This window comes from Lederbergia sp. B243.17 (assembly GCF_057657925.1).
The window spans coordinates 1-24,522 of sequence record NZ_JBWBKF010000092.1 but is presented as its reverse complement, the minus strand read 5'-3'; the positions used below and the strand labels follow the sequence as shown (position 1 = coordinate 24,522).

The window sequence follows — 24,522 nt, the reverse complement described above, 5'->3', positions numbered from 1 at the left end:
ATGGCTATGTTACTTGAAGCAAGAGCGGTGGCTGGATTTTGGTGGCTCCGCTAAAGTGTCCTTCACGAGTCGTTTTTGCGTGCGGGGATAACATGGGAGCTCCCCCATGTGCCCGACGTAAGCTCGAGGCCCTTATGAGGGTCGCATAGAAGCCGTCTATGTGCCCGAAGGAAGCGCGATATCTTCGCGAGGGTAACATAGAAGTCCCCAATTTGTCCGTCAGAAGTCCAAGCCCTCGCGAAGGTTACATAGAGCCATTCCCAATCCCTAATCTTAGCCCGCCCCACCCAATTTACCCGGAAAAATTTATGAAACATGGTTCTGACCTGAAAACCTCATACTAAGGGAGAAATCAGGAGGTTGGAAGGAAGGATAAATCATGGCGTTAGATGAAAAACAACTCGCTCGCTTCCGCTCTGAAATCATTGGCATGAGGAAGGAAATTGAGGAAAGACAGAAGCAAAACGATGATTTTGACCTGGATCAGGCGCATTACCGTGAATCTCTCGGAGAACTGTCGACCTTTGACAATCACCCCGCTGATGAAGGGACAGAATTATTTGAGCGGCAAAAGGACATTGCTCTCCACCAGCACATGGATTACCAGCTTGAAAATATAGAAAAGGCAATAGAAGCAATGGACAAGGGGGAGTATGGGGTCTGCCTCGAATGCGGCAAAGACATTCCTCTTGAGCGGCTTGAGGCGATTCCGACTACTCTGTATTGCGTCGAGCACACGAAAGACAAGACGATCCCGAAAAATCGTCCTGTCGAAGAAGAGGTGCTGTCGCCGCCTTTTGGCAAATTTGATATGGATGAAAAAAATGAAAATGTCGGGTTTGATGCAGAAGATTCCTGGCAGGCAGTCGCAGAGTGGGGAACTTCGGAATCGCCGTCCGACTTTTACGACCCTCCCCTCAGCTACAACGACACTTATGTGGAGTATGAGGAAAACATCGGCTATATCCAGGACTTTGAAAATTTTGTCGGCAATGATATGTATGGGAAAAATGTGACTGTCTATCCCAATCCGCAATATGCGGAATACGTCCAGGCGCTAGATGACGAAGGGATCATGACCCAATTCGGCGACCTCCCGCCTTCTGAGAAAGACCCGTATGTGGAGGAAGAATAGTGGCGAGAGAGGCAAGCGTCGACCAAGGCTATAAAATCTTGGCCTACTTAACCGCAAACCCGGATCGGAAAATCTCAGGAGCGCCGCTTTTTTTCAAGGCGTCTGATGAGGCGGAGCTAAAAGAAATGACTGGAGAACTGGCAACAGTACTAAAAGCCGATGCCGTCAGACTGAAGAATAAAGATTACCTGATCATTCAGGTTGGCCAAGGGTGAGGGGGTATTATGGAAGCGGATTGGATTTCCTATCCCCATATCGTAATGATCGTGACGGCGACCGCAGCGGGGACTGCGGCAAGAATGCTGACGATCAAGGCGGATTATCGCCAGTACCCGAGCTACCCGAACGGCTATTTGATTCATTTTGTGACCGGTTTTGTCGCAGCGGCCCTTGGAGCGGTCGCTATCCCAGCCTTGATGACTAAAAACTTCGTCGCCGTCACTTTTCTGTCCTTGGCACTGCAGCAATTCCGCGATGTACGGAAAGTGGAGGACGAAAGCTTAAAAAACCTGGAGAAGACCGAATACACCTTTCGTGGCACAGCTTATATCGATGGCATTTCAAAAACGTTCGAAGCAAGGAATTATCTTTCCTTTTTGGTCGCTCTTCTGACAGCAATCGCGATGCAGGCAGTAAGTGCAGATGTTGAGTGGATCAATGTCGTTGCTGGACTTGCAGTGGGAGCGATCACCTTCTATCTGTTAAAGCGGTTTTCGAAAGGGAAGACGATCGGGGATATTGCCGACGTCAAACAAGGAAAGATTGAGATCCGGGAAACCGATCTGTATGTGGATGGAATCTTCATCAGCCACTTACTGGGAACGGATGATGCGGTCAAGAGATATAGGGAAGAGGGGCTTGCCGTCGTTATTTATCCGCGGGAAAGGCAGTTCAGCATCTTACTTGATCACTTCGGGCAGAGGCAGGCTGCGTTATTTGAGGCGACACGGGCAATTGGCCTCAAGCGGCAGCAGTTTATCCGCCGGGATTTTGATAACGGCCGGGTTGTAATCACGCTTGTTCCGATAATCCGGGATTTGGACCGTCTCATTCTTGCCGTGCAAAAAACACCGTTGCTGGAGAGTACGAAGAAGACAAAGAGGGTAAAGGAAACACATTTAACGGAATCATGAGCAGCCTATGGATACTACACAATGTTGGAGGGATAATGATGAGCAAGGAAAATAAAGAGTACCGCGAAAGTATGGAGATTGCAGGGAGGCATTATCACCCAAGCGATTATGACAAGCAGGATACCGTATCTTCAGGACTGGCTGAAACCCATGAACAGGTTAGCGATGTATATATGGAGGGGACGATCGGCGGAACGATTGACGGTGAAGGGAAAAAACTTCAAAAATAATATCAAAACAGGCCGGGAAGCGGTTAAGCTTCCCGGCCTGTCCTTGTTTAGCCTTCGGAACGGTAATTATGCTGCGTTTCGATACGGCCTTCGTCGTTATGGATATAGGCCATCGTTTCAGCATCCTTTGCCAGTTTTTTCGCTTCCTCAACAGCCTCGTTTTTGGAATCCGTTGTGAACTCAGGCTCGTCAATGCCTTCTTTCTTTACAGCCCATTCGTTGTCACCGTGGGGGACGACGTGGAATCTTGCGTCCTCGGTTCCCGCCCTGTCATCGAAATACCCTTCTCTTCCTTCTGTGCGTCCGTCTTTGTCTGCCATTGTTTTTCCTCCTCTTCAAGTTGTTTCTCTAGCTTTACCCCCATCCTTTCCATGAAAAACACTGTTACTTTTCACACGGGACGAAAGCTCAATATTCACCTGCGGGGAAAGCATGTAAACTAGGGATATGTGAATATTTTGTGAATTGGCAACTTCATGAACGGCGTCCTTCTCTACCAGCAGACCTGCCTGATGCCTCCCTCCACCAAGACCATCTGTCGATTCAACACAGGTAAAGTTCATGGCCGAATTTATCGTGGAGGGAGTGATCCATCCTGTGGGCAAAAGTCGGATAACCCTTTTGTTCGTGCTGATTCTGACGCTCTTATTGGCGCTGCCTGCGGTATTTATGACCCGGGCAGCGGCCTGGGACATTCCAGCATGGGAAATACCGACATGGAATATCCCTGAATGGAAGCTTGAGGATTTGGAAACCGAACAACGGGAGCCGGATGAAGAGCAGCTGGACGAATGGGACAAGCATGAGAAAGACCAGACGGAAATGTCGGAAGAGCCGTCGGAGAAAGCAGAAAAAAAGAAAGACACGATCTGGGATACAATTGGCAAAGGTCTGCTGGATGCAGTTGACTTTGTCACGAAAAAAAAGAAGGACATCACCAACTCAATTGTTGACTTTTCGGTCGATAAAGCCGGAAAACTGGCTGATTACCAGCGGCATAAGCTGGATCGCTTCCTACAAGGGGCCAACAGCTCTAGCTTTGGTCTGTTAAAAGGGGTTGAAAAAGCGAGGTACGCCATCGTAGATCGTATATTAGGATCCGGTACACTTGAAAAGCTGGGCATGCCGAAAGCAGGGTCGTCTGCTCTACGGGCTATGCACAATGACTTTCACCAACTAACCGCCAGAAGCTTGGAGACGGTTAAATCCCAAATCAGTAAAAGCATCAACAGCTCAACTCGGTTTACATTTGGTGGGATTCAGTACTATCAAAAGAAGTTAGGCCAAGGGATCAAGTCATTTTTAGAAAAGAAATATGATAAACAAGATGTAAAAATCAAATCTAAAATCAATGCGATTTTCCATTCAGTCGACTTGCGGCCTTCACATCGTCCGCATGGAACACTTGAAGATGTGAAAATCGAGGATGGCGATTTGATGAAAATGGCAAGATTCAGTTATTATGAGAATGACAGCCGATATGAGAAATCGGGAAAAGGCGAAATTCCGCCACTTGATGAACAGCTTCCGGGTTTTATTGAAATGGAAGAGGATTCTGTGTCAGGCGTGTCCGGGTTCAGTGCAAAAACGTTCTATCATGCAGAAACGAATACCGTCGTGGTCGCTTTCCGCGGAACCGAGCCGGATTATGACATGCTGAGGGATTTCACTGCTGATGGCCAGCTTGTTTTCGGCTCTTCGGTAAAGCAAACGAGCGAAGCGAATGATCTCCTGAGAAAAGTCATCAATAAATATCCGGACGCACAGCTTGCGCTAACAGGTGAATCGCTTGGCGGTTATATTGCCCAGCAGATGGGTAGACAGCATAAAATTCCGACCATTGCATTCAACGGACCAGGCGCACAAGTGCTTCCGCTCGGTGGGAAAGACAATAATTACGCTCCGCTGATAGCCATGCATAACGCCAGGGGGAAATACGACGATCTTGTAATCAATCATATACACGAAAAGGACGGCATCGGCAATATCGGCATTCATACAGGGAAGACCGTCATATACCCGAAGGACGGAGAAAAAGGGTATACCGTGAAGGAACATTGGCGCGGTCTGAATCCGAAACATTGGCAGCCGGTCAAGGTAGGGAAAGCGTTGGCCGATATCTTTAACGGTACTCCTTGCCATCTTGTGGAGAATTTTGAAGTGTATCTTAAAGAAGGAAATCTGCAATGGGACGGAGACTAGACTGTTTGAAAGGAGGAGCGACATGGGCAAAATGATTGTTGCGATCTTGTTATCTCTTCTGTTTCCGGGGCTTGGCCAAATGTTTGCCAAACAGCGGATCAGGGGAATCGTGCTGATCGGTTTTGGGATTTTATTTTTCTATTTTGATAGAGCCGGCATCACGCTTCCGCTATTGCTTCTGCGGGTAGGAGCAGCTTTTGGGGCTGGTTTGACAGCGAACCGGAAAGTGAAAAAGGGAGCAGAAAAGCAAGGGTTTCTTTCGGCAAGGAAAGCATCGTTTGAAGTCGGCCTGGCGCTCGCTCTCACGTTATCCCTGACGCTCCTGCCTTATAGTTTTGTCGTCCAACCGTTCGTACACGCAAAAATGTACCCGAAAGCGACAGAGACGGAGAAGAGCAAAATGAAAGAAAAAGCAATATCCTATTTAGCGGATAAATACAAGCAGGATGCCCAAATTAGTGCAGTTGAGTTCGATTCTCAAAGCAGGGAATATCGCATGACTGCTGAATTGGATAAGGACGGGCAAGTGGAGTTTCCGGTTTATTATAATGAAGCAAAGGACGAGATGAAGGATTTCTATATGCAGCGAGTCTGGGCTGATGAATTCGACACGATCATTGAGCCGATAGTCAAAAGAGAATTTCCACAAATTTGGCAGTACCGGTCGAGTACCTATGTTACGGATGAGGTGCTGGGAGAGACCGATCCGCTCAACATGCCTACGTACAAGCAATTGCGGGAAGACCATCCAGAAGGATACGATCACAAGCTTTCCATTTATCTGTTTGAGGACATGAACGAGGCAAACAAAGAGGAAAAGTTGAAAAATGTGATGACCATTATTAATGCCATCAAGGAGCAAGGTGTGGAACAGATCCAGTTCGGGATCGTCTTTTATGAAGAGCGCTTGCTTGAGGAAAAGGGAAGCGACATCCGCGTCAGCAGTGAATTCAGCGACTACGAGCAATATTCCCTTAGAATCGGCGGACAGGACTTCAGAGAGAGTACAACTTGGAAGGATCTGGAGAAGAAATTGAGATAACGGGAGAAGAAGCAGCCCTAATAAGCAGGGAATGCTTCTTTTTTTCGAAAAAATTCTTAAAATAGCTACGGTCCAAAGTCCCTTTTTTGCGTAAATGCCTAGAAAAAAGCGGGGAGGAAGGAGGAAAGTTTTGGGTAATACTTCCCTTTTTTGAGGTGGGTTTCGGTCAGTGTTTTGCCCTTACATGAAGCAGGTCCATCGTTTTCTAGTCATAAGGTTGCGTTTCGCTTAGGATCGAGAGGTTTTCCAGGGGGCATATAGTATAATAAATTGAAAAGTTTGCCATACGAGGGGGGAGATGTCCCAATAATGAAGCGGCTGATAGCATATATAATTCCGCTCATGCTGACCGCGCTGGCCCTTGCAGGCTGCGGCTATGAACTGGATCCCAATCTGCTGAACCGGGCAAGCGTACCGGAAGAAAACCCGGCCGGGGCTAAAGAGCAGGAAACGGAAAAGGAACAACCAATTGGTTGGGAGGACATACTTGAGGCTCCTGCCGCTCCAGAGAACATTAAAGATATTGTCACCTATCCTGCCGGCCGTTTCGCTTCCGTCGACATCGAAGCGAAAGCCGATAAAGTGATGGAGGATCTGACGAGATTACCGAAGCTGGAAGGGGAAGCCGATAAAGAGAAACTGGATGCCTATTACAATGTCATTTACAGCTACTTTGCAGAGAAATATCGTTCGCCTGCCGACCTGCTGGACAATTGGGATGATATCAATTTCGGCGGTCCGGATGGGGGCGGCTTTCAATTCAAGGAAAATTTCAACGTCGAAATCATCTTGGATGCGAGTGGCAGCATGCGGTCAAAAATGGACAATGTTACAAGGATGGACGTGGCGAAAAAGGTAATTGCCGACTTTATGGAGCGGCTGCCGAAAAATGCAAATGTCGGCCTCCGTGTATACGGGCATAAAGGAAGCGGCTCGGAAGCGGATAAGCAGCTTTCTTGCGGAACGACCGAAATGGCATACGGGATGGGCCAGTATCAGCAGCAGTCTTTTATGCAGGCGTTGAACAGTTTCGAGCCTGCGGGCTGGACTCCGATTGGCAGTGCGCTTAAAGCGGCCATGTCGGACTTTGCCGAGTATCCGGCGGAAACCAACACAAATATCATTTTCCTTGTCAGTGACGGAATCGAGACCTGCGAGGGCGATCCTGTTACTGCTGCAAAATCGATAGCAGAATCGGGAATTGAACCGCTGATCCACGTTATCGGTTTCGATGTCGATTCCGAAGGCCAAAAGCAGCTCACTGAAGTCGCGAAGGCGGCAAATGGAACGTATCATGACGCTAAAAGCCAGGCGGAACTGGAATGGGAAATGAACAAAACACAGGCAATGGCGGCCGAATGGGAAGAATGGCTCCAGGAAGCGTCCCAAATTGCCAACCAGACGCATTCCGACAGAATGATGGAGGTCCTCAATATTACGAATGACTGGAGTTATTCCAACGCAGACCAGATGAAAAATACATCGCATGCACTGGAAGCACTGCGCTCGAGCGGCCATATCAGCGAGGAATCGTTCCATTATCTGTACAAAAAGATGAATGATCATTTCAACAATGTCAATGAAATGCTCGATACTTTCAGCTGGCAGCTGAAAAAGCTCAATGACACCAAATATTTTGATATGATCCGTGAAATCAATGCCCAGTTTGAAAGAAACACTGATGCAGCAGAAGAGGAAAAGAAAAAGAAGAAGAAAGAGAGAGAAGAAAATGAAAAAAATGTATGGTGGTAATGCAAAATGACAGAAATCGCAATGGAAACACAGCAACCCGATAAAATGAATCCATGGCTCTCCATCTGGGCGAAGCCGAAAAAAACCATCCGCCATGTAATAGAGCAGAGGCCAGGCTCTATCGTCATGATATTGGCGATGTTGTTCGGGGTCTCAAATGTACTTGACCGCGCCTATATGATGAATCTCGGAGAAACGACTTCGATCGGCGGCATCGTACTGGCGAGCCTGATCATCGGACCAATTGCCGGCTTGGTCATGTGGTATCTGTCCAGCGCTATCATCCAATTTACAGGGAAAAAGCTCGGCGGACAGGGAACGATGCCGGAAGTAAGAAGAGCGCTTGCCTATTCCTACATTCCGATCGTATGCACTTTGGTGCTTTGGATCCCGGACTACGCAATCCAAGGTGAATACCTGTTTACGGAAGATGGTTCTCCGTTGATCGGTTTAGGCGGTTGGGGCCTGTATCTCTTTAGCGGTATCGTGGAATCTGTGCTTGCCGTCTGGGCGATCATTATCACGGTGGCGGCGGTCTCGGAAGTCCACCGTTTTTCAATCGGAAAGTCGATTCTCACCCTGCTGATCCCTGCAATCATTTTTATCGTGGCGATCATTTTGCTTGTGGTTGTCGTGTTGGCGATCGCATAAGTTTACAGGAGCTGGAGCAATACATTTGATGGTATGATGAAAGAGGACAACATGGAAAGAGGACAACATGCTTGTTCTCTTTCTTCTTTTATCTATTGAAATGGGGGATTGGCGATGAAAAAAGCATTGATCAATGTCGATTATACCGTTGATTTTGTGGCCGAGGATGGAAAGCTTACGTGCGGGAAACCCGGACAGGAGATTGAGCGCGCAATTGTCGCGTTGACTGAGCGGTTTATCAAAGATGGGGAATTTGTTGTTTTTGCGATCGATCGCCATGAAGAAGGGGATCCGTATCACCCGGAAAGCAAGCTGTTCCCGCCCCATAACATTGCCGGAACAGACGGGATTGACTTATACGGAGCGCTGGAAACCTTGTTCAGTGAGCATCGGGACGACTCGAATGTCTACTATATGAATAAGACAAGGTACAGCGCTTTTGCAGGGACTAATCTTGAAATCATGCTGCGCGAGCGGGGCATAACAGAGCTGCATATTTGTGGAGTTTGCACGGATATATGCGTTCTTCATACTGCTGTGGATGCATACAACAAAGGGTTCGACATCGTCATCCATAAAGACGCAGTGGCGAGCTTCAATCAGGACGGACACGATTGGGCACTCGGGCATTTTGCCAACACGCTCGGTGCTAGCGTCGTATAGTCTATCACAACCGGGCGCACCCTAAGAAAGGGACGCGCCTTGATTTTTTCTGCCAATTATTTGTCCGATGGGGCATTGGAAACTATACTGGTAACAGAAACCGTTTTTCTGGAGGAGAGAATGTTCATGAGCCGTTACAATGATGACAGCCTGATGCTTCATACCGATTTATATCAAATCAATATGGTAAAGACATACTGGGATGATGGACTACATAACCGTAAGGCGATCTTTGATCTGTACTTCCGCAAGCTTCCATTCGCCAATGGCTATGCGATTTTTGCCGGGCTTGAGCGGGCGGTGCAATATATGAAGGACTTCGGTTTTTCCGAAAGTGATCTTGATTATTTGGAGCACGAAGTCGGCTATGAAAAAGAATATATCGACTATTTGCGGGAGCTGCGCTTCACCGGAACGATCAGGGCAATGCGCGAGGGCGAAGTCGTTTTTGGCAATGAGCCGATCATGCAGGTGGAGGCGACCCTGGCAGAAGCACAGCTGATTGAAACGGCTCTGCTGAACATTGTGAATTACCAAACATTAATTGCGACAAAGGCTTCCCGGATCAAGCATACGGTCGGGGATGAGCTGCTGCTCGAGTTCGGTACCCGGCGGGCGCAAGAGATGGATGCTGCCCTGTGGGGAACACGAGCGGCATATATCGGCGGCTTCAACGGGACAAGCAACGTCCGCGCTGGCAAGATGTTCGGTATGCCTGTTTCCGGCACACACGCCCATTCGATGGTCCAAGCTTACCGGGACGACTACACAGCGTTCAAAAAATATGCGGAAAGCCATAAGGATTGTGTCTTCCTTGTAGATACATATGATACGCTGCGGTCAGGAGTGCCAAACGCGATCAAGGTAGCGAAGGAGTTCGGCAGCAAAATCAACTTTAAAGGAATCCGGCTTGACAGCGGAGACATGGCGTTTTTATCGAAGGAAGCGCGGAAGATGCTGGACGAGGCGGGGTTCACGGATGCGAAAATTTATGCCTCAAGCGATCTGGATGAATACACAATCCTCCACTTGAAATCCCAGGGGGCAAAAATCGATTCATGGGGAGTGGGGACAAAGCTGATCACTGCTTTTGACCAGCCGGCTCTCGGTGCAGTTTACAAGCTCGTTTCAATCGAAGATGATCAAGGGGTCATGCAGGATACGATTAAAATCTCAAGCAATGCCGACAAAGTGACGACACCGGGGCGGAAAAAGGTTTACCGTATCATTAATCGGTTAAATCATAAATCAGAGGGGGATTATATTGCCCTCTGGGATGAGAAGCCGGAAGAAGAGGAACGGCTGAAGATGTTCCATCCCGTTCATACATTCATTTCAAAATTTGTCACCGACTTCACGGCGGAAAATCTGCTCCATCCGATTTTTGAGAACGGAGAATTCGTCTACGAACTTCCGGAACTCTCGGAAGTCCAGACATACGCCGATGAACGGCTGAATCTCCTCTGGGAAGAGTACAAACGCTCGCTTAATCCCGAAGAGTATCCGGTCGACCTCAGCCAAAAATGCTGGGACAATAAAATGAGAAACATCGAACAGGTCCGGGAAAAGGTCGCTTTGATGAAAAAGTGACGGCTGAGCCGGAACCAGTCTTTGAATGGAGGAATCAGCATGGATAAACTTCAGCGGGAAATTATTGAAGAGCTAAAGGTCCAGCCAAAGATCGATCCGAAAGAAGAAATTCGCAAGAGCATCGATTTCATGAAGGAATATGTGGAGAAATATAGTTTTTTCAACGGTTTTGTTTTGGGGATTTCTGGAGGGCAGGATTCGACACTGGTCGGAAAACTGGCACAGATGGCAGTCGATGAGCTGAACGAAGGACGCGATATTAAAAAGTATCAGTTCATCGCTGTCCGCCTTCCTTATGGAAAGCAGGCTGATGCGAAGGATGTCGATGATGCGATCGACTTTATCAAGCCAAGCAAGGTTTTCGAAGTGAATATCAAGCGGGCAGTCGATGCTTCCGAACAGGCACTTGCAGAAGCGGGCGTTGACATTTCCGACTTCACAAAGGGCAATGAAAAGGCACGTGAGCGGATGAAAGCCCAGTACAGCATTGCAGCAAAATACAATTGTGTTGTTCTCGGCACCGACCAGGCTGCTGAGAACCTGACAGGATTTTTTACAAAATACGGGGACGGCGGCTCCGACCTTGTGCCGATCTACCGGCTGAACAAGCGGCAGGGCAGAGAAATGCTGAAGGAGCTCGGCTGTCCGGAACATCTGTATACGAAAATCCCGACCGCCGATCTTGAGGAAGACCGCCCGATGCTGCCGGACGAGGTGGCGCTCGGTGTCAGCTATGAAGAAATCGACGACTTCCTCGAGGGCAAGGATGTCAGCGAAACAGCGAAGAATACCATTGAGGCGCTTTACCGCAAGTCCGCCCACAAGCGCCATATGCCGATTTCAATTTTTGATGACTTTTGGAAATAAGAGAACGGAAGATCCAGCCGGATGATCTGGCTGGATCTTCCGTTTTTTCTTTGGGAAAAATACTGACGAAACACGCCGCCATATCCTATAATGGAGATTTAAGAGGAAAAGTATTTGTCAGGACATCGCTTTTTTGACAGAAAATATGTAAAATAGAGAAAACAGTGAATGGCAGGTGTCGTCAATAATGAATGATCGAATGCAGCAGCAATTGCAAAGCATTATTAAAAATATAGAAAAAGTCATGATCGGAAAAGCCGAAGTGGCCAAATTAAGCCTCGTTGCCCTGCTCGCTGAAGGACATGTCTTGCTTGAGGATGTGCCGGGCGTCGGCAAAACGATGATGGTGCGGGCACTGGCGAAGTCCGTCAATGCGTCTTTTAAAAGAATTCAATTCACTCCCGATCTTTTGCCGTCCGATGTACTCGGCGTTTCCATATACAACCCGAAAGAAATGGAGTTCACATTCCGGCCAGGCCCGATTGTCGGCAATATTATTTTGGCGGATGAAATCAACCGGACCTCGCCGAAGACGCAGTCCGCATTGCTTGAAGGGATGGAGGAGAAAAGCGTCACGATTGACGGTGTGACACTGAATTTAGAGAAGCCGTTTTTTGTCATGGCGACGCAGAATCCGATCGAATATGAAGGGACCTATCCGCTTCCGGAGGCGCAGCTGGACCGCTTCCTGCTGAAGATGAGAATGGGGTATCCGGCTGCGGATGAAGAGGTAGAGGTATTATCGCGTGCCCAGAGAATCGCCCCGATCGATGAGCTTGAGCCCGCCATCTCTCTTGAGGAATTGAGAGTGCTGCAGGCTTCAGTGAAGGAAGTATATGTTGAAGAAGCGCTGAAATATTATATAGTCGAACTGGCGAACGAGACCCGGAATAACCGGCGCGTCTATCTAGGTGCAAGTCCGCGTGCATCTTTGGCCCTAATGAAGGCCTCGCAAGCACTTGCCTTCATGTCGGGGCGCGATTACGTGCTGCCGGATGACATCCAATATCTTGTGCCGTTTGTCTTTGGCCACAGGCTGATTCTGACATCTGAGGCAAAATACGAAGGGCAGACCCCCGAAAAAATCATTGCGAGTATTTTGGAAAAAGTCCATGTACCCGTCAAAAGGGCTGTGAGATAAGCATGAGCAGAAGAAAATGGCTGAACCGGCTGTTGCTTCGGTTTGGTCCAACCGGAAGCTTTGTGATGATGGCGGTCCTGCTCTTTATCCTCTTTGTCTACGCCATGTTCCAAGGCGGATTCGTCAGCTGGTTCCTCTTCTTTAGTTTTTTGCCGTTTGCCTTGTACTCATTTCTGCTTCTTCTTTATCCATTGCAAGATTTTAAGTTTGTTCGAAAAATCAGCCGGGCTCATCTCCAGGCTGGAAATAGAGTGGAGGTTCGGCTTACGGGAAATCGGCGTTTTCCGTTTCCTTTACTGTTTCTAGTCATTGAGGATGGTTTGCCGGAAGAGCTCCATTGCCAGGACCATAAGCAAATCTTTTTTGTTGGAGTCAAGAGAAGGATCGAATTCACGTATACCATCCCTTCAGCCGGGAGGGGAGAGCACGTGTTCAGTAACGTGCGCGTAAGAACTGGAGATCTGCTCGGATTAGCGGAAAAGGAAGCGTATGTGCCTTGTCCCGACCAGCTGCTCGTTTTCCCGCACATTGTCGAGATGAACTACCTGCCGCTTGAAAACCGGTTTGAGAAGGGCGGCTCTGCTGCCACAAGGCAATTTCAGAAAGATACATCGCTTGTGGCCGGCTTGAGGCAGTACCAGCCCGGAGATCGGTTAGCTACAATCGACTGGAAAGCGACGGCAAGGACAAATGAGATGATGGCAAAAGAATTTGAAATCCGGCAATCGAATGATCTGCTTGTCATTCTGGATCGTTTTTCTTCTGCCGATTTTGAAGCGGCTGTCACATTCGCTGCGTCCTTCATCCGTGCCATTTTGAAGCATGGCGGACAGACGGGATTGTTTTCTGCCGGGAAGGACAGGAGTCTGTTCGCAATCAGAGGTGGCGAACCGCATTTGCAGCGGATTCTGCACCATCTTGCTATTGTGAAACCTGACAGTCCTGTGACACTTCCATCCATTCTGGAAAGGGAAAAGTCCCTTTATCAGCACCCGGCGACGATCATTGTCATCACTTCTATACTGACGAGGGAGCTTGTTGATCGTGCGGCCTATGCGAATAAAGGTGCACTGATTATTTTTCTGATAAAACGGGAAGGCTCCTCTCTCCGTGCTGCTGAAGAGATTGATTTGGCCTATGCAAGACAGAGGGGAGTCCCTGTCAAAAGGGTTCGGGAAGAAGAGATGCACGCTGCTTTTTCGGAGGTGAAGCTGGCATGAAACGAGGACCTTCTTTGATGGCGATTCCTGTATACGTGCTCGGGTTTCTGCTTCTTTGGGAATGGTTTGCTCCGCTATCTGAGATAACAAACACAGGAGGGATGGGCTACTTTCTAGTCTTCACCGCATTTTCCCTCCTAATCAACTATTTGCGGCTGCCGTGGTGGCTTGGAATGCCGTTAAAAGCAGCTGTCATTCTTATAGTATTGGCTTTGCTATTCGGCGAACCAGGCAGCGGGTTTGCAGCTTGGATTACTGGTTTTGGTGAAGATTTTGGCTACAATATCGGCCTGTTGTTTAGCAGAGAATGGTATGCGATGACCGATTTGTTCAGAAGCCTGCTTTTCCTTGTTATCATTTGGCTGATGACCTATTTGCTTCGTTATTGGCTCGTTGTCAGGAAACGAATCTTCATCTTTTACTTTATGACTGTCCTTTATGTCGCAGTTTTAGATACATTCACAGAGTATAGCGGCAAAACTGCGATCATCCGGATTGTCCTGATCGGTTTTGCGCTGCTTGGCATCTTGTTTTACCAGCGACTGCTTGAAAAGGAACGGCTCGCTCCTAAGCCTTCCATCCTAGCAAAATGGGCGCTCGTTCTTATTATCATGGTAGGAGGCAGCGCGGCCTTCGGGTTTACGGCGCCGAAAGCTGATCCTGTCTGGCCCGATCCGGTGCCGTTCATCCAATCAAAGGCGGAAGGGATCGGCTCAGGCGGCGGCATTGCCCGAATTGGCTACAGCTGGGATGATACGGAGCTTGGCGGGCCCTTCCTTGGTGATGATCGGGTCGTATTTGAGGTGAAGACGCCGACAAGGCAGTATTGGCGGATTGAAACGAAGGATGTCTATACGGGCAAGGGCTGGATCGCATCGGAAAAAGAGGAGCCGATCCCCTTCAATGCAGGCGATATTTTGAACCAGGGGAATTACGATCCGGAAAAACCGGAACGCGAAGCCGAGTTTTCTATCAAGATCGGATATCCCCATATTATCCAGCCGTACGGTTTCATGTCGGTTACAGGAAAATCGAAAACAACTTTCGAAATCGAGCCAGATCTCAATCGGATCAAATCAATTGGGAGAAACGGCGAAGAAACGATTTTGAAAAACTATACGGTCACCTATCAGCAGCAGGAATACAGTATGAAGGAACTGCGGGAAACGAATGGAATGATCATGACCCATGAAGACATACTCCTGATCAAACAATATACGCAGCTTCCTGTTTCAGTGCCTTTCCGAGTCAAGCAATTGGCATCAGATCTCACGAACGGCTACGATAACTGGTACGATAAGGCGAAAGCGGTTGAGCGTTATTTGAAATCCAGCGAATTCACTTATGACCAAACGGAAGTGGCCAGTCCGAAAGAAGATCAGGACTATGTTGATCAATTTCTTTTTGAAACAAAGATTGGCTACTGCGACAACTTCTCCACTTCGATGATTACCTTGCTGCGCTCTGCCGGAATTCCGGCACGCTGGGCAAAAGGCTATACTGCAGGGAAATATCACGGCGAAGCAGGAAGGGCATACCGCGTGTTCGAAGTGACGAACAATGAGGCCCATTCATGGGTGGAAGTGTATTTTCCAAAAGTGGGCTGGGTCCCGTTCGAACCGACGAAAGGTTTTACGAACTTTGCCTCATTCTTGCAGGACGAGCAGAACGCTGCAAGTCCGGCAGTTCCAAAACGGATCGAATCCAATACGGAGAAGCCAAAACCGAAGCCTGAAGCAGGAGAGAATGCGAAGAAGAAAGCTTCTGAAACGGAGAAAAAGAGCGGAGGCACAGGACTCTCTATTTCTGGCCGCTGGCTAATAGCAGGCGTATTATCCATCTTAGCAGGAGCTGCCGCCTGGCTATTTTTCAATCGGGAAAAATGGATGCCGTATATCCTCTTGCGTAAGTATAAGGAGAAAGAGGACAAAGAAACATTCATCCGAGCATACGGCGATCTGCTAAAGCAGCTTGATCGTTTCGGCGTCAAGAAAGAGCCGGGGCAGACACTGCGAGAATATGCTTCCTATATTGACAACCATTTCGGCACGGATGAAATGAGCCGCCTTACTACAAGCTATGAGCGTGTAACTTATAGCTCTGGCTACTCTGATGAGGATTGGCATAATATGAAGCAGTTATGGGAAAATTTAATTAAAAGGACAACCGGTTGACCCATTCTGCGATCAACGATAAAATAGTTACAAATAGATGATACGGTGTCGGCATCAGCTGCCGGCAGCCCTTCATATAATCTCGCTGATATGGAGCGGGAGTCTCTACAGGCCACCGTAAACGGCCCGGCTATGAAGGCAGTTTTTCCGATAGGCCGAGCTGGGCGATTGCACGGAAATAAACGCCCGGCTTATGCCGAACACAACTGGAATTCTGCCTTCTTAACCGAGAAGGAAGAATTCCAGTTTTTAATTTTCTAAATTGCATCGGAGGGTCCATCAATGCCAGGGAAAGCAGAATTGCATGATCAAGAAATGATACTAGTCCTAGATTTTGGCAGCCAGTACAACCAGCTGATCACGAGAAGAATCCGTGAATTCGGTGTATACAGCGAGCTTCATCCGCATACGATCACGCTGGAAGAAATCAAAGAAATCAATCCGAAAGGGATCATTCTTTCAGGCGGTCCGAACAGCGTCTATGCTGAAAATGCCTTCCGCTGTGATGAAGGCTTATTTGACCTCGGAATCCCTGTTTTCGGAATTTGCTACGGCATGCAATTGATGACCCACTATATGGGCGGCAAGGTGGAACGTGCCCAGCACCGTGAATATGGAAAAGCGCTCATGCAGATCCAAGACAGCGAAAACCTGTTCAAAGATCTTCCTGAGGAACAGGTCGTCTGGATGAGCCACGGGGATCTTGTAAGAGAATTGCCTACAGGCTTTAAGGTGGATGCGACAAGTGCTTCTTGCCCGATCGCTGCCATCAGCAACCACGAAAAGAACATGTACGCTGTTCAATTTCACCCTGAAGTCCGCCACTCTGTTTATGGAAATGAAGTACTGAAAAACTTTGTCTTCCATATTTGCGGATGTGCCGGAGACTGGACAATGGACAGCTTCATTGAAATGGAAAGCGCGAAAATCCGTGAAATCGTCGGCGACAAGCAAGTCCTTTGCGCGCTGAGCGGAGGCGTTGATTCTTCTGTCGTCGCTGTACTCATCCACAAAGCGATCGGCGATCAGTTGACATGTATCTTCGTTGACCACGGTCTCCTCAGAAAAGGAGAAGCGGAAAGCGTCATGAAGACCTTCTCTGAAGGCTTCCACATGAATGTCATCAAAGTCGATGCAAAAGATCGCTTCCTAAGCAAACTGAGCGGCGTTTCCGATCCGGAACAAAAACGGAAAATCATCGGCAACGAATTCATCTACGTCTTTGACGATGAAGCGACCAAGCTGAAAGGCATCGAATTCCTTGCCCAAGGCACGCTTTACACGGACATCATTGAAAGTGGAACGGCGACAGCACAGACTATCAAATCACACCACAACGTCGGCGGCCTGCCTGAAGACATGCAGTTTAAATTGATTGAACCGCTCAGCACGTTGTTCAAAGACGAAGTGCGCGCACTCGGAACAGAACTCGGCATTCCGGATGAAATCGTCTGGCGCCAGCCATTCCCTGGCCCGGGACTCGGCATCCGCGTCCTCGGTGAAATCACGGATGACAAACTCGAAATCGTCCGCGAATCGGACTACATCCTTCGTGAAGAAATCAAAAAAGCCGGCCTCGACCGCGAAATCTGGCAGTACTTCACCGTTCTTCCGGATATCCGCAGCGTCGGCGTCATGGGCGATGCACGCACATACGACCACACAATCGGCATCCGCGCCGTCACATCGATCGACGGCATGACATCCGACTGGGCACGCATCCCTTGGGACGTGCTGGAGTTGATCTCAACCCGGATCGTCAACGAAGTGGAACACGTCAACCGGGTCGTGTATGACATTACGTCTAAGCCACCTGCGACTATTGAGTGGGAATAACTTACGGAGAGCTAGAACCCCTTGTGTACCAAGGGGTTTTAGCTCTTTTTATATATATAATTGCGCTGTTTAAACGGTGAATTGGTTTGTTGGGGCCGTCGAAGTTTGTTGCTGAAAGGGTCTCAAATTTGCTCAAGTCACTCTCGACATCTTGGTTCATCATGCCTAAATCATAGAAAACAGAAGACAGAACCATAAAAGAATTCTCACAAGTGATTGAAAAACAACTCAATATCAATAAAGATCTCCTTAAGTCATTTGGGGAGCACGTAGAGTGGATAATAACCAAAAAAGCGCATAAATAGGAAATGAACTCCTATTTATGCGCTACTAAACTTCAACATCATAATGTCTATTGGAATAAGAACTTGGAGCAATCATCTCTTAAAGCTGTTAATGTGGTATCTGACCAACATTTGCGTTTGGAGGAGGTTTTTTTCTCTACCTCACTGCTTACCCTCAACAAGCAGTCATTTCCTCCGGATTCATATTTATAGAATATCTCCGTTGGTTTCAATTACTTTTTTATACCAATTAAAAGATTTCTTTTTATATCTTTTAGCTGTTCCTTGGCCATCATCATCTAAATCAACATAAATGAACCCATATCTTTTGGACATTTCTCCGGTAGAGGCACTGACCAGATCAATAGGTCCCCATGATAAATAACCGAAACATTCTACAAAGTCTTCGTTTATCGCTTTCATCATTTCAGCAATATGAAGTTTTAAATAATTGATTCTGTAATCATCATTGATTACGTTACCTGGTTCCAAAATATCCTCTGCCCCAAGGCCATTTTCTGTAATCATCAATGGTATTTGATATCTTCTATACAACCAATTCATTGTAAATCGTAAACCAACCGGATCAATTGCCCATCCCCAATCGGAAAGCTCAAGATACTTATTCTGAATCCCGCCAAAAACAGCTTCGTCTTTTGTCTGTTCGTTAGGAGTTACACTGGACATATAATAATTCAAACCAATAAAATCAATTTTTCCTTGCTTGAAGTCTTTTGCATCAGTTTCTTCTACGTTGATTGTTATTCCGTTCGATGCAAATTCTTTCAATTTATACTTGGGAAATACACCGTTGCACATTGCATCCATTTGATATAACTCTTTCTCGTTTTCAAATAAATTGTTAAGCACGGTTTCAGGTTTACAAGTTTCCGGAAACTGTGGATTAATACCGAACACACAACCAATTTTGAAGTCAGGATTAATTTCATGGCCCAAACTTACTACTCTTGCGCTTGCTAAAGCTGTGTTATAGGCGATATTGGCAATTGCAGTTTTAGGATTTTGCAACTCATTATAATCTAATCCTGAAAGATAATAAGTAAAGAACTCTGCAGAATGGGAGTTAGGATCAAGGTGATTAATTTCATTAAATGTCGACCAATAAGTGACCTTTCCATTTAATCTAGTAAACATAGTTTCTGCAAATCTCTCAAATAAAGAAATAACTTCTCTTCCTGCCCAACCTTGATATTTTTTGATTAGGCCAGCAGGAAGTTCAAAATGAAAGAGCGTTAAAATAGGTTCGATACCATACTCTAATAAAGTATCAACAACATTCTCATAGAAAATTAGGCCTTGTTCGTTAGGGACACTGTCATCTCCATTAGGAAATATTCTTGACCAATCGATTGAGATTCTTAGTGCGGTGAATCCCATTTCAGCAAAAAGCTTGATATCTTCTTTATAAGTGTGATAAAAATCAATGCCTGTATGCGAAGGATAAATATATCCCTCTTTTATCTGTTTATGAATTTCACGCGGGGTGTTACGATTTCCTTTTGTGACAAGATCCATATTAGATAGACCCTTACCACCTCGATTGTATCCACCTTCAGTTTGATGAGCGGCAATGCTGCCGCCCCATAAAAAGTTCTCTACCATGAATGATCACATCTCCCTTACAGTATGACTGATAAGATATTATTAGTATTCGATTCGTCTTTAATTCTCACTACGTCTAGATAGTCTGCTGTATTGGTTATCACTACAATAATTGTTGGATCAAAACCTTTAGACTTAATTTCATTAAAATTCACTGTCGCAAGGGTATCTCCAGCTTGAACATGGTCACCAACGGAAACATGACTAGTAAAACCTTCTCCTTCAAGATTAACGGTATCTATTCCAATATGGATAAGCACTTCGATTCCCTCAGCTGTTTTAATTCCGTAAGCATGCTTAGTTGGAAAAACAACTGTAACTTCTCCTGATAGGGGGGAGGTTACAACTTCAGCTGTTTGATCAGGTATGACAGCAACACCTTTTCCTAAAGCACCTGTTGAAAAAGCTTGATCAGATACCTCGCTTAAGTCAATAACTTCTCCAGAACTTACTTTCGATAGATTAACTTGTCCAGAAGTTTTAATAGAATCGTTTGTTTCCTCGCTTTTCTCTTCCTGTTCCTTTTGAGGAAAGCCTAGTCCATAAGCAACTGCTGCAGCTAACAAGAAAGCAACAACACATGATACAATCATCCAAACAAAGTTCCCGGTTCCGCCGATTAGAAATGCTGGTAAGCCCGCAAGCCCCCATGCCATTGTCATTGCTTTAACACCTGTTAGACCGGCGATTAATCCACCGATTCCACCACCTACAATTACCGCTATAAATGGTTTTCTATATTTCAAAAACACCCCAAATATGGCTGGTTCTGTTACTCCCATCAACGCAGAAAAACTAATTGTTCCAAAAGTAGTTTTCTCTTTTTTATCTTTAGCTTTCAAGAAGTAGCCTATCATAGCACCACAAACGGCAATATCTGAAATAGTAGCTGCAGCTGTGAAGATTGGATCATAACCTAATTCTGCAAAAAAGTTTAAACCTATTGGCCAAACAAAGTTAGCTGCGCCAAAAATAATTAGGAATGGCTGGAATGCCGCATATATCATAATGGCTATCCAATAACCAATGTTGGTTGCCAATGCATCAAACAACCAGTTTAATCCACTTCCAATCCACATTCCAATAGGACCAAAAACAATTAGCAACACTGGTAAAACGATAATTAATGAGATAGCTGGTACAAAAAACATATGAATCGACTTCGGAATTATCTTTTGAACCAGAGTTGTAACGACTTTTAAAAACCAAACACCCAATAATATCGGAATAAATGTATTGGCATACTCTATAGTTGGCAAATTATAGCCAAATAAATTTAAGCCTTCCGCACCATTAATGTTGCTGGACATCACTGTAGTTGCTAAAACCATAGCAACATAGGGATTTACATTTAATCTTTTTGCTGATGAGGCGGCTAAAAAGATTGGTAAAAAAGTAAATATTGATGATTTAAGTGTTTCAAATATTTGATAAGTCGAGCTATCGGGTGAAACAATCCCTGCGAGAGAAAATAGACTGAGTATCCCTGCAATCATACCAGCAGCAATCAATACTTCTATGATAGAAGTCATAGATTCTGAAACTACTGAAAGAATAGCTGTCGGAACCTGTTTCAGAGTTAACTTTTTTTGGGGGGCAGTGTTGCTCTTGCCTCCTAAACCTGCTAAATCCATGAATTCATTATAAACATCAGTAACATGTGTTCCGATAATCACTTGATAAGCTACGTCATTTGAAACAACATCGATAACCCCGTCAAGTTCCTTAATCTTATCTGACTCTGCAATAGTTTTATCTTTTAATGTCAATCTTAACCTTGTTACACAGTGCGCAGCAGCTTCGATATTTTCCTTGCCGCCAACAAATTCAATAATTTGTTTGTTTAATTTTTCATACTTCATTTGAAGAGTCCATCCTTTCGGTTAGGCGATTAATATGCATCATCATGTATGTTTCTTCTTTCATGGAAATTTCCGACTGAAATTGTTCCTTAATGTATATCTTGATTTTCTGAACTGCTTTAAATTCATCGGGGTACATTTGACTGATTTGCTTATATAAAGGTAAAACATCTTCTTTTAGAAACCTTTCATTTCTGACCACTCGCTGAATAAAATACTGTAAATGCGTTGAAAATCTTAAAAAGTTTGTGGATCCTTCATCGATCTTAAAATTAAAATGCTTTTCAATAATAGACACAATATCACTCAATGTTTGCATTTCTAATAAACGAGTAGACTTGTCATTCCTATTTTCTTCTATATTGATAAAATGCAAAGCAATGGAAACAGCTTCATCCTTAGGAATTGAAATTCCTTTTTCTTCTTCAATCATTTTTATACTTTTTAGACCAGCTTCAAAATGCTGTGGGTAAAACCGTTTAACATCCCATACAAGAGGGCTGGTAATATATTGTCCTTTCTTTGCTCGCTCAAGTAAAAACTCAAGATGATCCAACAGTGTTAATGTCAGGTAATCACTAACAGTGATATCTAATTCATGCTCAGCGTGTTCTATAATTTTATTTATTAAGATAATATCGTTCGGGTCCGACTTTTCCAGAATATAACTAAAGTGTTCCAGCATTTCAAAGGAATCCAAAATGTACATTTTTTCGATTTCTTCTTCTTGTACTTTTTGTCCTTTCTTTTTTCTAAACCCAATTCCTTTAGAAACGATGAAAACTTCATGGCCACCTTTTTTAATCAATGCGACGTTATTGTTGATGATCTGTATTATTTTCATTTTCCTTGAATCCCCCTTTCCAAAAAAAAAGAACCCAAAAAAGAGTTTTAGGGATAGTTTGCCCTAAAAATCTTTTTTGAGTTCTGCCTGATCTATTTCAGTAACATACTCATACCTGATACTGCGGCATACCAGGTAGGTCCTTCTATTCATTTTATTATAATGAAATACTAACTTGCTATAAATTAATTGTCAACCCTGTTTTTTGGGGCACTACAATTCATCTATCTTCGGCAAAAATCAACTACATGACCCGGCAAATATAAAATGCCTAATGGCTCAATAAACGATGAAAAGAAGTACAGAAGGCATATCTCTCAAAAAGATTCTGAACGACTGTGAAAGGTGATGTAGTCGCTAGCAAAGATGATTCCATACAAAGGTGGAGAAGGGATACAGGCGTGCTTCGGCAGAAACCAAGTACCTGAATTCTTGCGCCGGATTCAGAGGCTTCCAACAAACCGAACAATATAACCGTCATTTACCGCTATAAAAAAATAAACTGTCTAATCCGCCAAAAGTTCGATGAATGAATTCCATCTGATTTTCCTTGCCAGTTCTGCTTTCTTCATTACATTGATATCCTTCTCTTCAAATAAGGACACCATTTGATTGCACTAACCCAGTCAAGTGATGTCTTTTTTACAAGCAGCGATACCCCTTTAATATAGGAAGTGCTTTTTTCATATGTTCTACAGGCAATTTTATCTCTTGAATTTCCTCAATCATATAAAGAAATAAAGAATATCCAACGCTAAGAAAGACGCCATACCAATTCACAAAGACAGCTCACCCTAATTGAATTATGGAAGCTGCGTTATTTTTCTTCATGACTATCTACTGAATGATATTGGACTACCATTGAACTGTGTTTTACTTTCCCGACTGGAAAATGGCGTGGGAATAATTCTGAAAAGGGATTTGGGCTGAACAATGTCTTTTTTTATTGTGAATAAAGGTCTGAATATTCCACCTTGTCTATTCTTTTGAAGGGTGCTATCTTTAAAAGATACATTTGGAATTTGCACATTGAGGTGATCGGAATTGAAAGAAGTGATAACCTTCCAAGAAGTCTTTTGGAGAAGAAAGAAGCAGGAGATTTTAAGCAATATTAATTGGGAAGTAAAAGAAAACGAACATTGGTGCATTCTAGGGCTGAACGGTTCCGGAAAGACCTCCTTATTAAATATCGTCAACGGCTACAACCATCCGTCCAGCGGGAAGGTCACCGTCTTGGGCAATAAATTCGGAAAGACAAACTTGCCGGAACTAAGGAAGAAAATCGGATATGTGAGCAGTTCGCTGGATCAGTTTTCGCATATTCTTGAGTACGAAACGGTTGAAGAAGTGGTGGTGAGCGGAAAATTCGCGTCCTTCGGCATTTATGAAAAGGTCGGGGAAGAAGACTGGATGAAGGCGGACCTTTTGCTTTCCCAGCTGCGCCTCGCATATCTCTCAGGAAGACAGTTCCAAACGTTATCCCAAGGTGAGAAGAGAAGAGTAATGATTGCCCGTGCATTGATGAGTGACCCCGAAATTCTCATATTTGATGAACCGTGTACAGGACTCGATCTGTACTCACGTGAAGAAGTGTTGCAGTTGATGAACAACATCGATCAGAGAAATTGCCACTTGCTTTATGTTACCCATCATATAGAAGAAATTGCAGAGGCCATTACAGATGTCTTAATGATTCGTGATGGAAAAATAGTGGCGGCTGGCCCCAAACAAGAGGTGCTTACGGACGAATTGCTAACGGAGACGTATAAAATGCCTGTCAAAATCCGCTGGGAAGAAAGCCGGCCCTGGCTGACAATCCAAAAATCCGCGAACTCTATCAATTGACCTGAATCTGACAGAATACTTTTTCTAGACTATTATTCTATAAAACCTCTTGACCCTAGCAGACAGGGATGATATTATAGCAATACCGTCAAGAGAGACAAGCCGATTTCGCTTCTCTCGAAAAACTTCTTTAAAAAAAGTGTTGACGAAAAAGATTCAGCGTGATATAGTTATTAAGTTGCCTCTTGAAGAGGTGATAAAAAAGAAAAGCTTTGTTCCTTGAAAACTGAACGAAACAAACGTCAATGATTTACTTTTAAGCAAGGCCAGCAAATGAGCTAACAAACTTTAATGAGAGTTTGATCCTGGCTCAGGACGAACGCTGGCGGCGTGCCTAATACATGCAAGTCGAGCGAACAGATGGGAGCTTGCTCCCTGACGTTAGCGGCGGACGGGTGAGTAACACGTGGGCAACCTGCCTGCAAGCC

20 protein-coding genes, 1 rRNA gene and 1 riboswitch are annotated in these 24,522 nt (G+C 45.4%); of the genes, 17 read left to right on the top strand and 4 right to left on the bottom strand.

Translation table 11 applies throughout. The features are described 5' to 3' along the window. Positions 1-379: 379 nt before the first annotated feature. The 4 genes from AC0TWI_RS19340 to AC0TWI_RS19325 are packed head-to-tail and all read left to right on the top strand — an operon-like array spanning position 380 to position 2,498. Positions 380-1,135 carry a TraR/DksA C4-type zinc finger protein gene (locus AC0TWI_RS19340; RefSeq protein WP_488127979.1) on the top strand — a complete coding sequence of 252 codons (756 nt, stop codon included), beginning with the start codon at positions 380-382 and terminating at the stop codon, positions 1,133-1,135. Further along, on the top strand, positions 1,135-1,350 hold the full coding sequence (locus AC0TWI_RS19335) for a capping complex subunit for YIEGIA (protein ID WP_488127978.1): 216 nt from the start codon (positions 1,135-1,137) through the stop codon (positions 1,348-1,350). Before AC0TWI_RS19340 ends, AC0TWI_RS19335 begins: the two co-directional genes overlap by 1 nt. Positions 1,351-1,359: 9 nt before the next feature. Next, positions 1,360-2,268, top strand: a complete 909-nt coding sequence (locus AC0TWI_RS19330; protein ID WP_488127977.1) for a YIEGIA domain-containing protein — start codon at positions 1,360-1,362, stop codon at positions 2,266-2,268. A gap of 38 nt (positions 2,269-2,306) precedes the next feature. Next, positions 2,307-2,498: a DUF4025 domain-containing protein gene (locus AC0TWI_RS19325; RefSeq protein WP_488127976.1), complete on the top strand. Its 192-nt coding sequence runs from the start codon at positions 2,307-2,309 to the stop codon at positions 2,496-2,498. Positions 2,499-2,545: 47 nt separating this feature from the next. Here AC0TWI_RS19325 and AC0TWI_RS19320 read toward each other — a convergent pair whose 3' ends face one another. Continuing rightward, positions 2,546-2,818, bottom strand: a complete 273-nt coding sequence (locus tag AC0TWI_RS19320; protein WP_488127975.1) for a DUF2188 domain-containing protein — start codon at positions 2,816-2,818, stop codon at positions 2,546-2,548. Positions 2,819-3,095: 277 nt separating this feature from the next. Between AC0TWI_RS19320 and AC0TWI_RS19315 the strand changes: the two genes are divergently transcribed. The 11 genes from AC0TWI_RS19315 (at position 3,096) to guaA (ending at position 17,636) form a co-directional block, all read left to right on the top strand. Next, positions 3,096-4,700, top strand: coding sequence for a YqiA/YcfP family alpha/beta fold hydrolase (locus AC0TWI_RS19315; RefSeq protein ID WP_488127974.1), 1,605 nt, complete (start codon positions 3,096-3,098; stop codon positions 4,698-4,700). A 22-nt stretch (positions 4,701-4,722) separates the two neighbouring features. Further along, on the top strand, positions 4,723-5,742 hold the full coding sequence (locus tag AC0TWI_RS19310) for a hypothetical protein (RefSeq protein WP_488127973.1): 1,020 nt from the start codon (positions 4,723-4,725) through the stop codon (positions 5,740-5,742). A gap of 309 nt (positions 5,743-6,051) precedes the next feature. After that, entirely contained in the window at positions 6,052-7,494 is a 1,443-nt protein-coding gene (locus AC0TWI_RS19305; RefSeq protein WP_488127972.1) for a vWA domain-containing protein, read from the top strand. 6 nt (positions 7,495-7,500) lie between these two features. Continuing rightward, positions 7,501-8,145, top strand: coding sequence for a YIP1 family protein (locus AC0TWI_RS19300; protein ID WP_488127971.1), 645 nt, complete (start codon positions 7,501-7,503; stop codon positions 8,143-8,145). Positions 8,146-8,259: 114 nt separating this feature from the next. Next, on the top strand, positions 8,260-8,808 hold the full coding sequence (locus AC0TWI_RS19295; protein ID WP_488127970.1) for a cysteine hydrolase family protein: 549 nt from the start codon (positions 8,260-8,262) through the stop codon (positions 8,806-8,808). 126 nt (positions 8,809-8,934) lie between these two features. Continuing rightward, positions 8,935-10,398 carry a nicotinate phosphoribosyltransferase gene (locus AC0TWI_RS19290; RefSeq protein ID WP_488127969.1) on the top strand — a complete coding sequence of 488 codons (1,464 nt, stop codon included), beginning with the start codon at positions 8,935-8,937 and terminating at the stop codon, positions 10,396-10,398. Between the two features lie 39 nt (positions 10,399-10,437). Next, on the top strand, positions 10,438-11,265 hold the full coding sequence (gene nadE, locus AC0TWI_RS19285) for an NAD(+) synthase (protein WP_488127968.1): 828 nt from the start codon (positions 10,438-10,440) through the stop codon (positions 11,263-11,265). A 187-nt stretch (positions 11,266-11,452) separates the two neighbouring features. Beyond that, entirely contained in the window at positions 11,453-12,406 is a 954-nt protein-coding gene (locus AC0TWI_RS19280; protein WP_488127967.1) for an AAA family ATPase, read from the top strand. A 2-nt stretch (positions 12,407-12,408) separates the two neighbouring features. Continuing rightward, on the top strand, positions 12,409-13,626 hold the full coding sequence (locus tag AC0TWI_RS19275) for a DUF58 domain-containing protein (protein WP_488127966.1): 1,218 nt from the start codon (positions 12,409-12,411) through the stop codon (positions 13,624-13,626). Further along, complete coding sequence (locus tag AC0TWI_RS19270) at positions 13,623-15,800, top strand: transglutaminase TgpA family protein (RefSeq protein WP_488127965.1); 2,178 nt, start codon at positions 13,623-13,625, stop codon at positions 15,798-15,800. The genes AC0TWI_RS19275 and AC0TWI_RS19270 overlap by 4 nt, the downstream gene beginning before the upstream one ends. 52 nt (positions 15,801-15,852) lie before the next feature. Continuing rightward, positions 15,853-15,953: riboswitch (purine riboswitch) on the top strand. A 129-nt stretch (positions 15,954-16,082) separates the two neighbouring features. Beyond that, a complete protein-coding gene (gene guaA / locus AC0TWI_RS19265) occupies positions 16,083-17,636 on the top strand; it encodes a glutamine-hydrolyzing GMP synthase (protein WP_488127964.1) in 1,554 nt (517 codons plus the stop codon). Between the two features lie 491 nt (positions 17,637-18,127). Here the strand turns inward: guaA and AC0TWI_RS19260 are convergent, their stop codons facing one another. The 3 genes from AC0TWI_RS19260 to AC0TWI_RS19250 are packed head-to-tail and all read right to left on the bottom strand — an operon-like array spanning position 18,128 to position 22,249. Beyond that, positions 18,128-19,543 carry a family 1 glycosylhydrolase gene (locus tag AC0TWI_RS19260; protein ID WP_488127963.1) on the bottom strand — a complete coding sequence of 472 codons (1,416 nt, stop codon included), beginning with the start codon at positions 19,541-19,543 and terminating at the stop codon, positions 18,128-18,130. Positions 19,544-19,560: 17 nt separating this feature from the next. Next, positions 19,561-21,405, bottom strand: a complete 1,845-nt coding sequence (locus tag AC0TWI_RS19255; protein ID WP_488127962.1) for a beta-glucoside-specific PTS transporter subunit IIABC — start codon at positions 21,403-21,405, stop codon at positions 19,561-19,563. Beyond that, positions 21,395-22,249, bottom strand: a complete 855-nt coding sequence (locus AC0TWI_RS19250; protein WP_488127961.1) for a PRD domain-containing protein — start codon at positions 22,247-22,249, stop codon at positions 21,395-21,397. Before AC0TWI_RS19250 ends, AC0TWI_RS19255 begins: the two co-directional genes overlap by 11 nt. 1,044 nt (positions 22,250-23,293) lie before the next feature. On the opposite strand from AC0TWI_RS19250, the gene AC0TWI_RS19245 reads away from it, so the two are divergent. Next, entirely contained in the window at positions 23,294-24,094 is an 801-nt protein-coding gene (locus tag AC0TWI_RS19245) for an ABC transporter ATP-binding protein (protein WP_488127960.1), read from the top strand. A gap of 287 nt (positions 24,095-24,381) precedes the next feature. Then, a 16S ribosomal RNA gene (locus tag AC0TWI_RS19240) occupies positions 24,382-24,522 on the top strand; the annotation flags it as partial.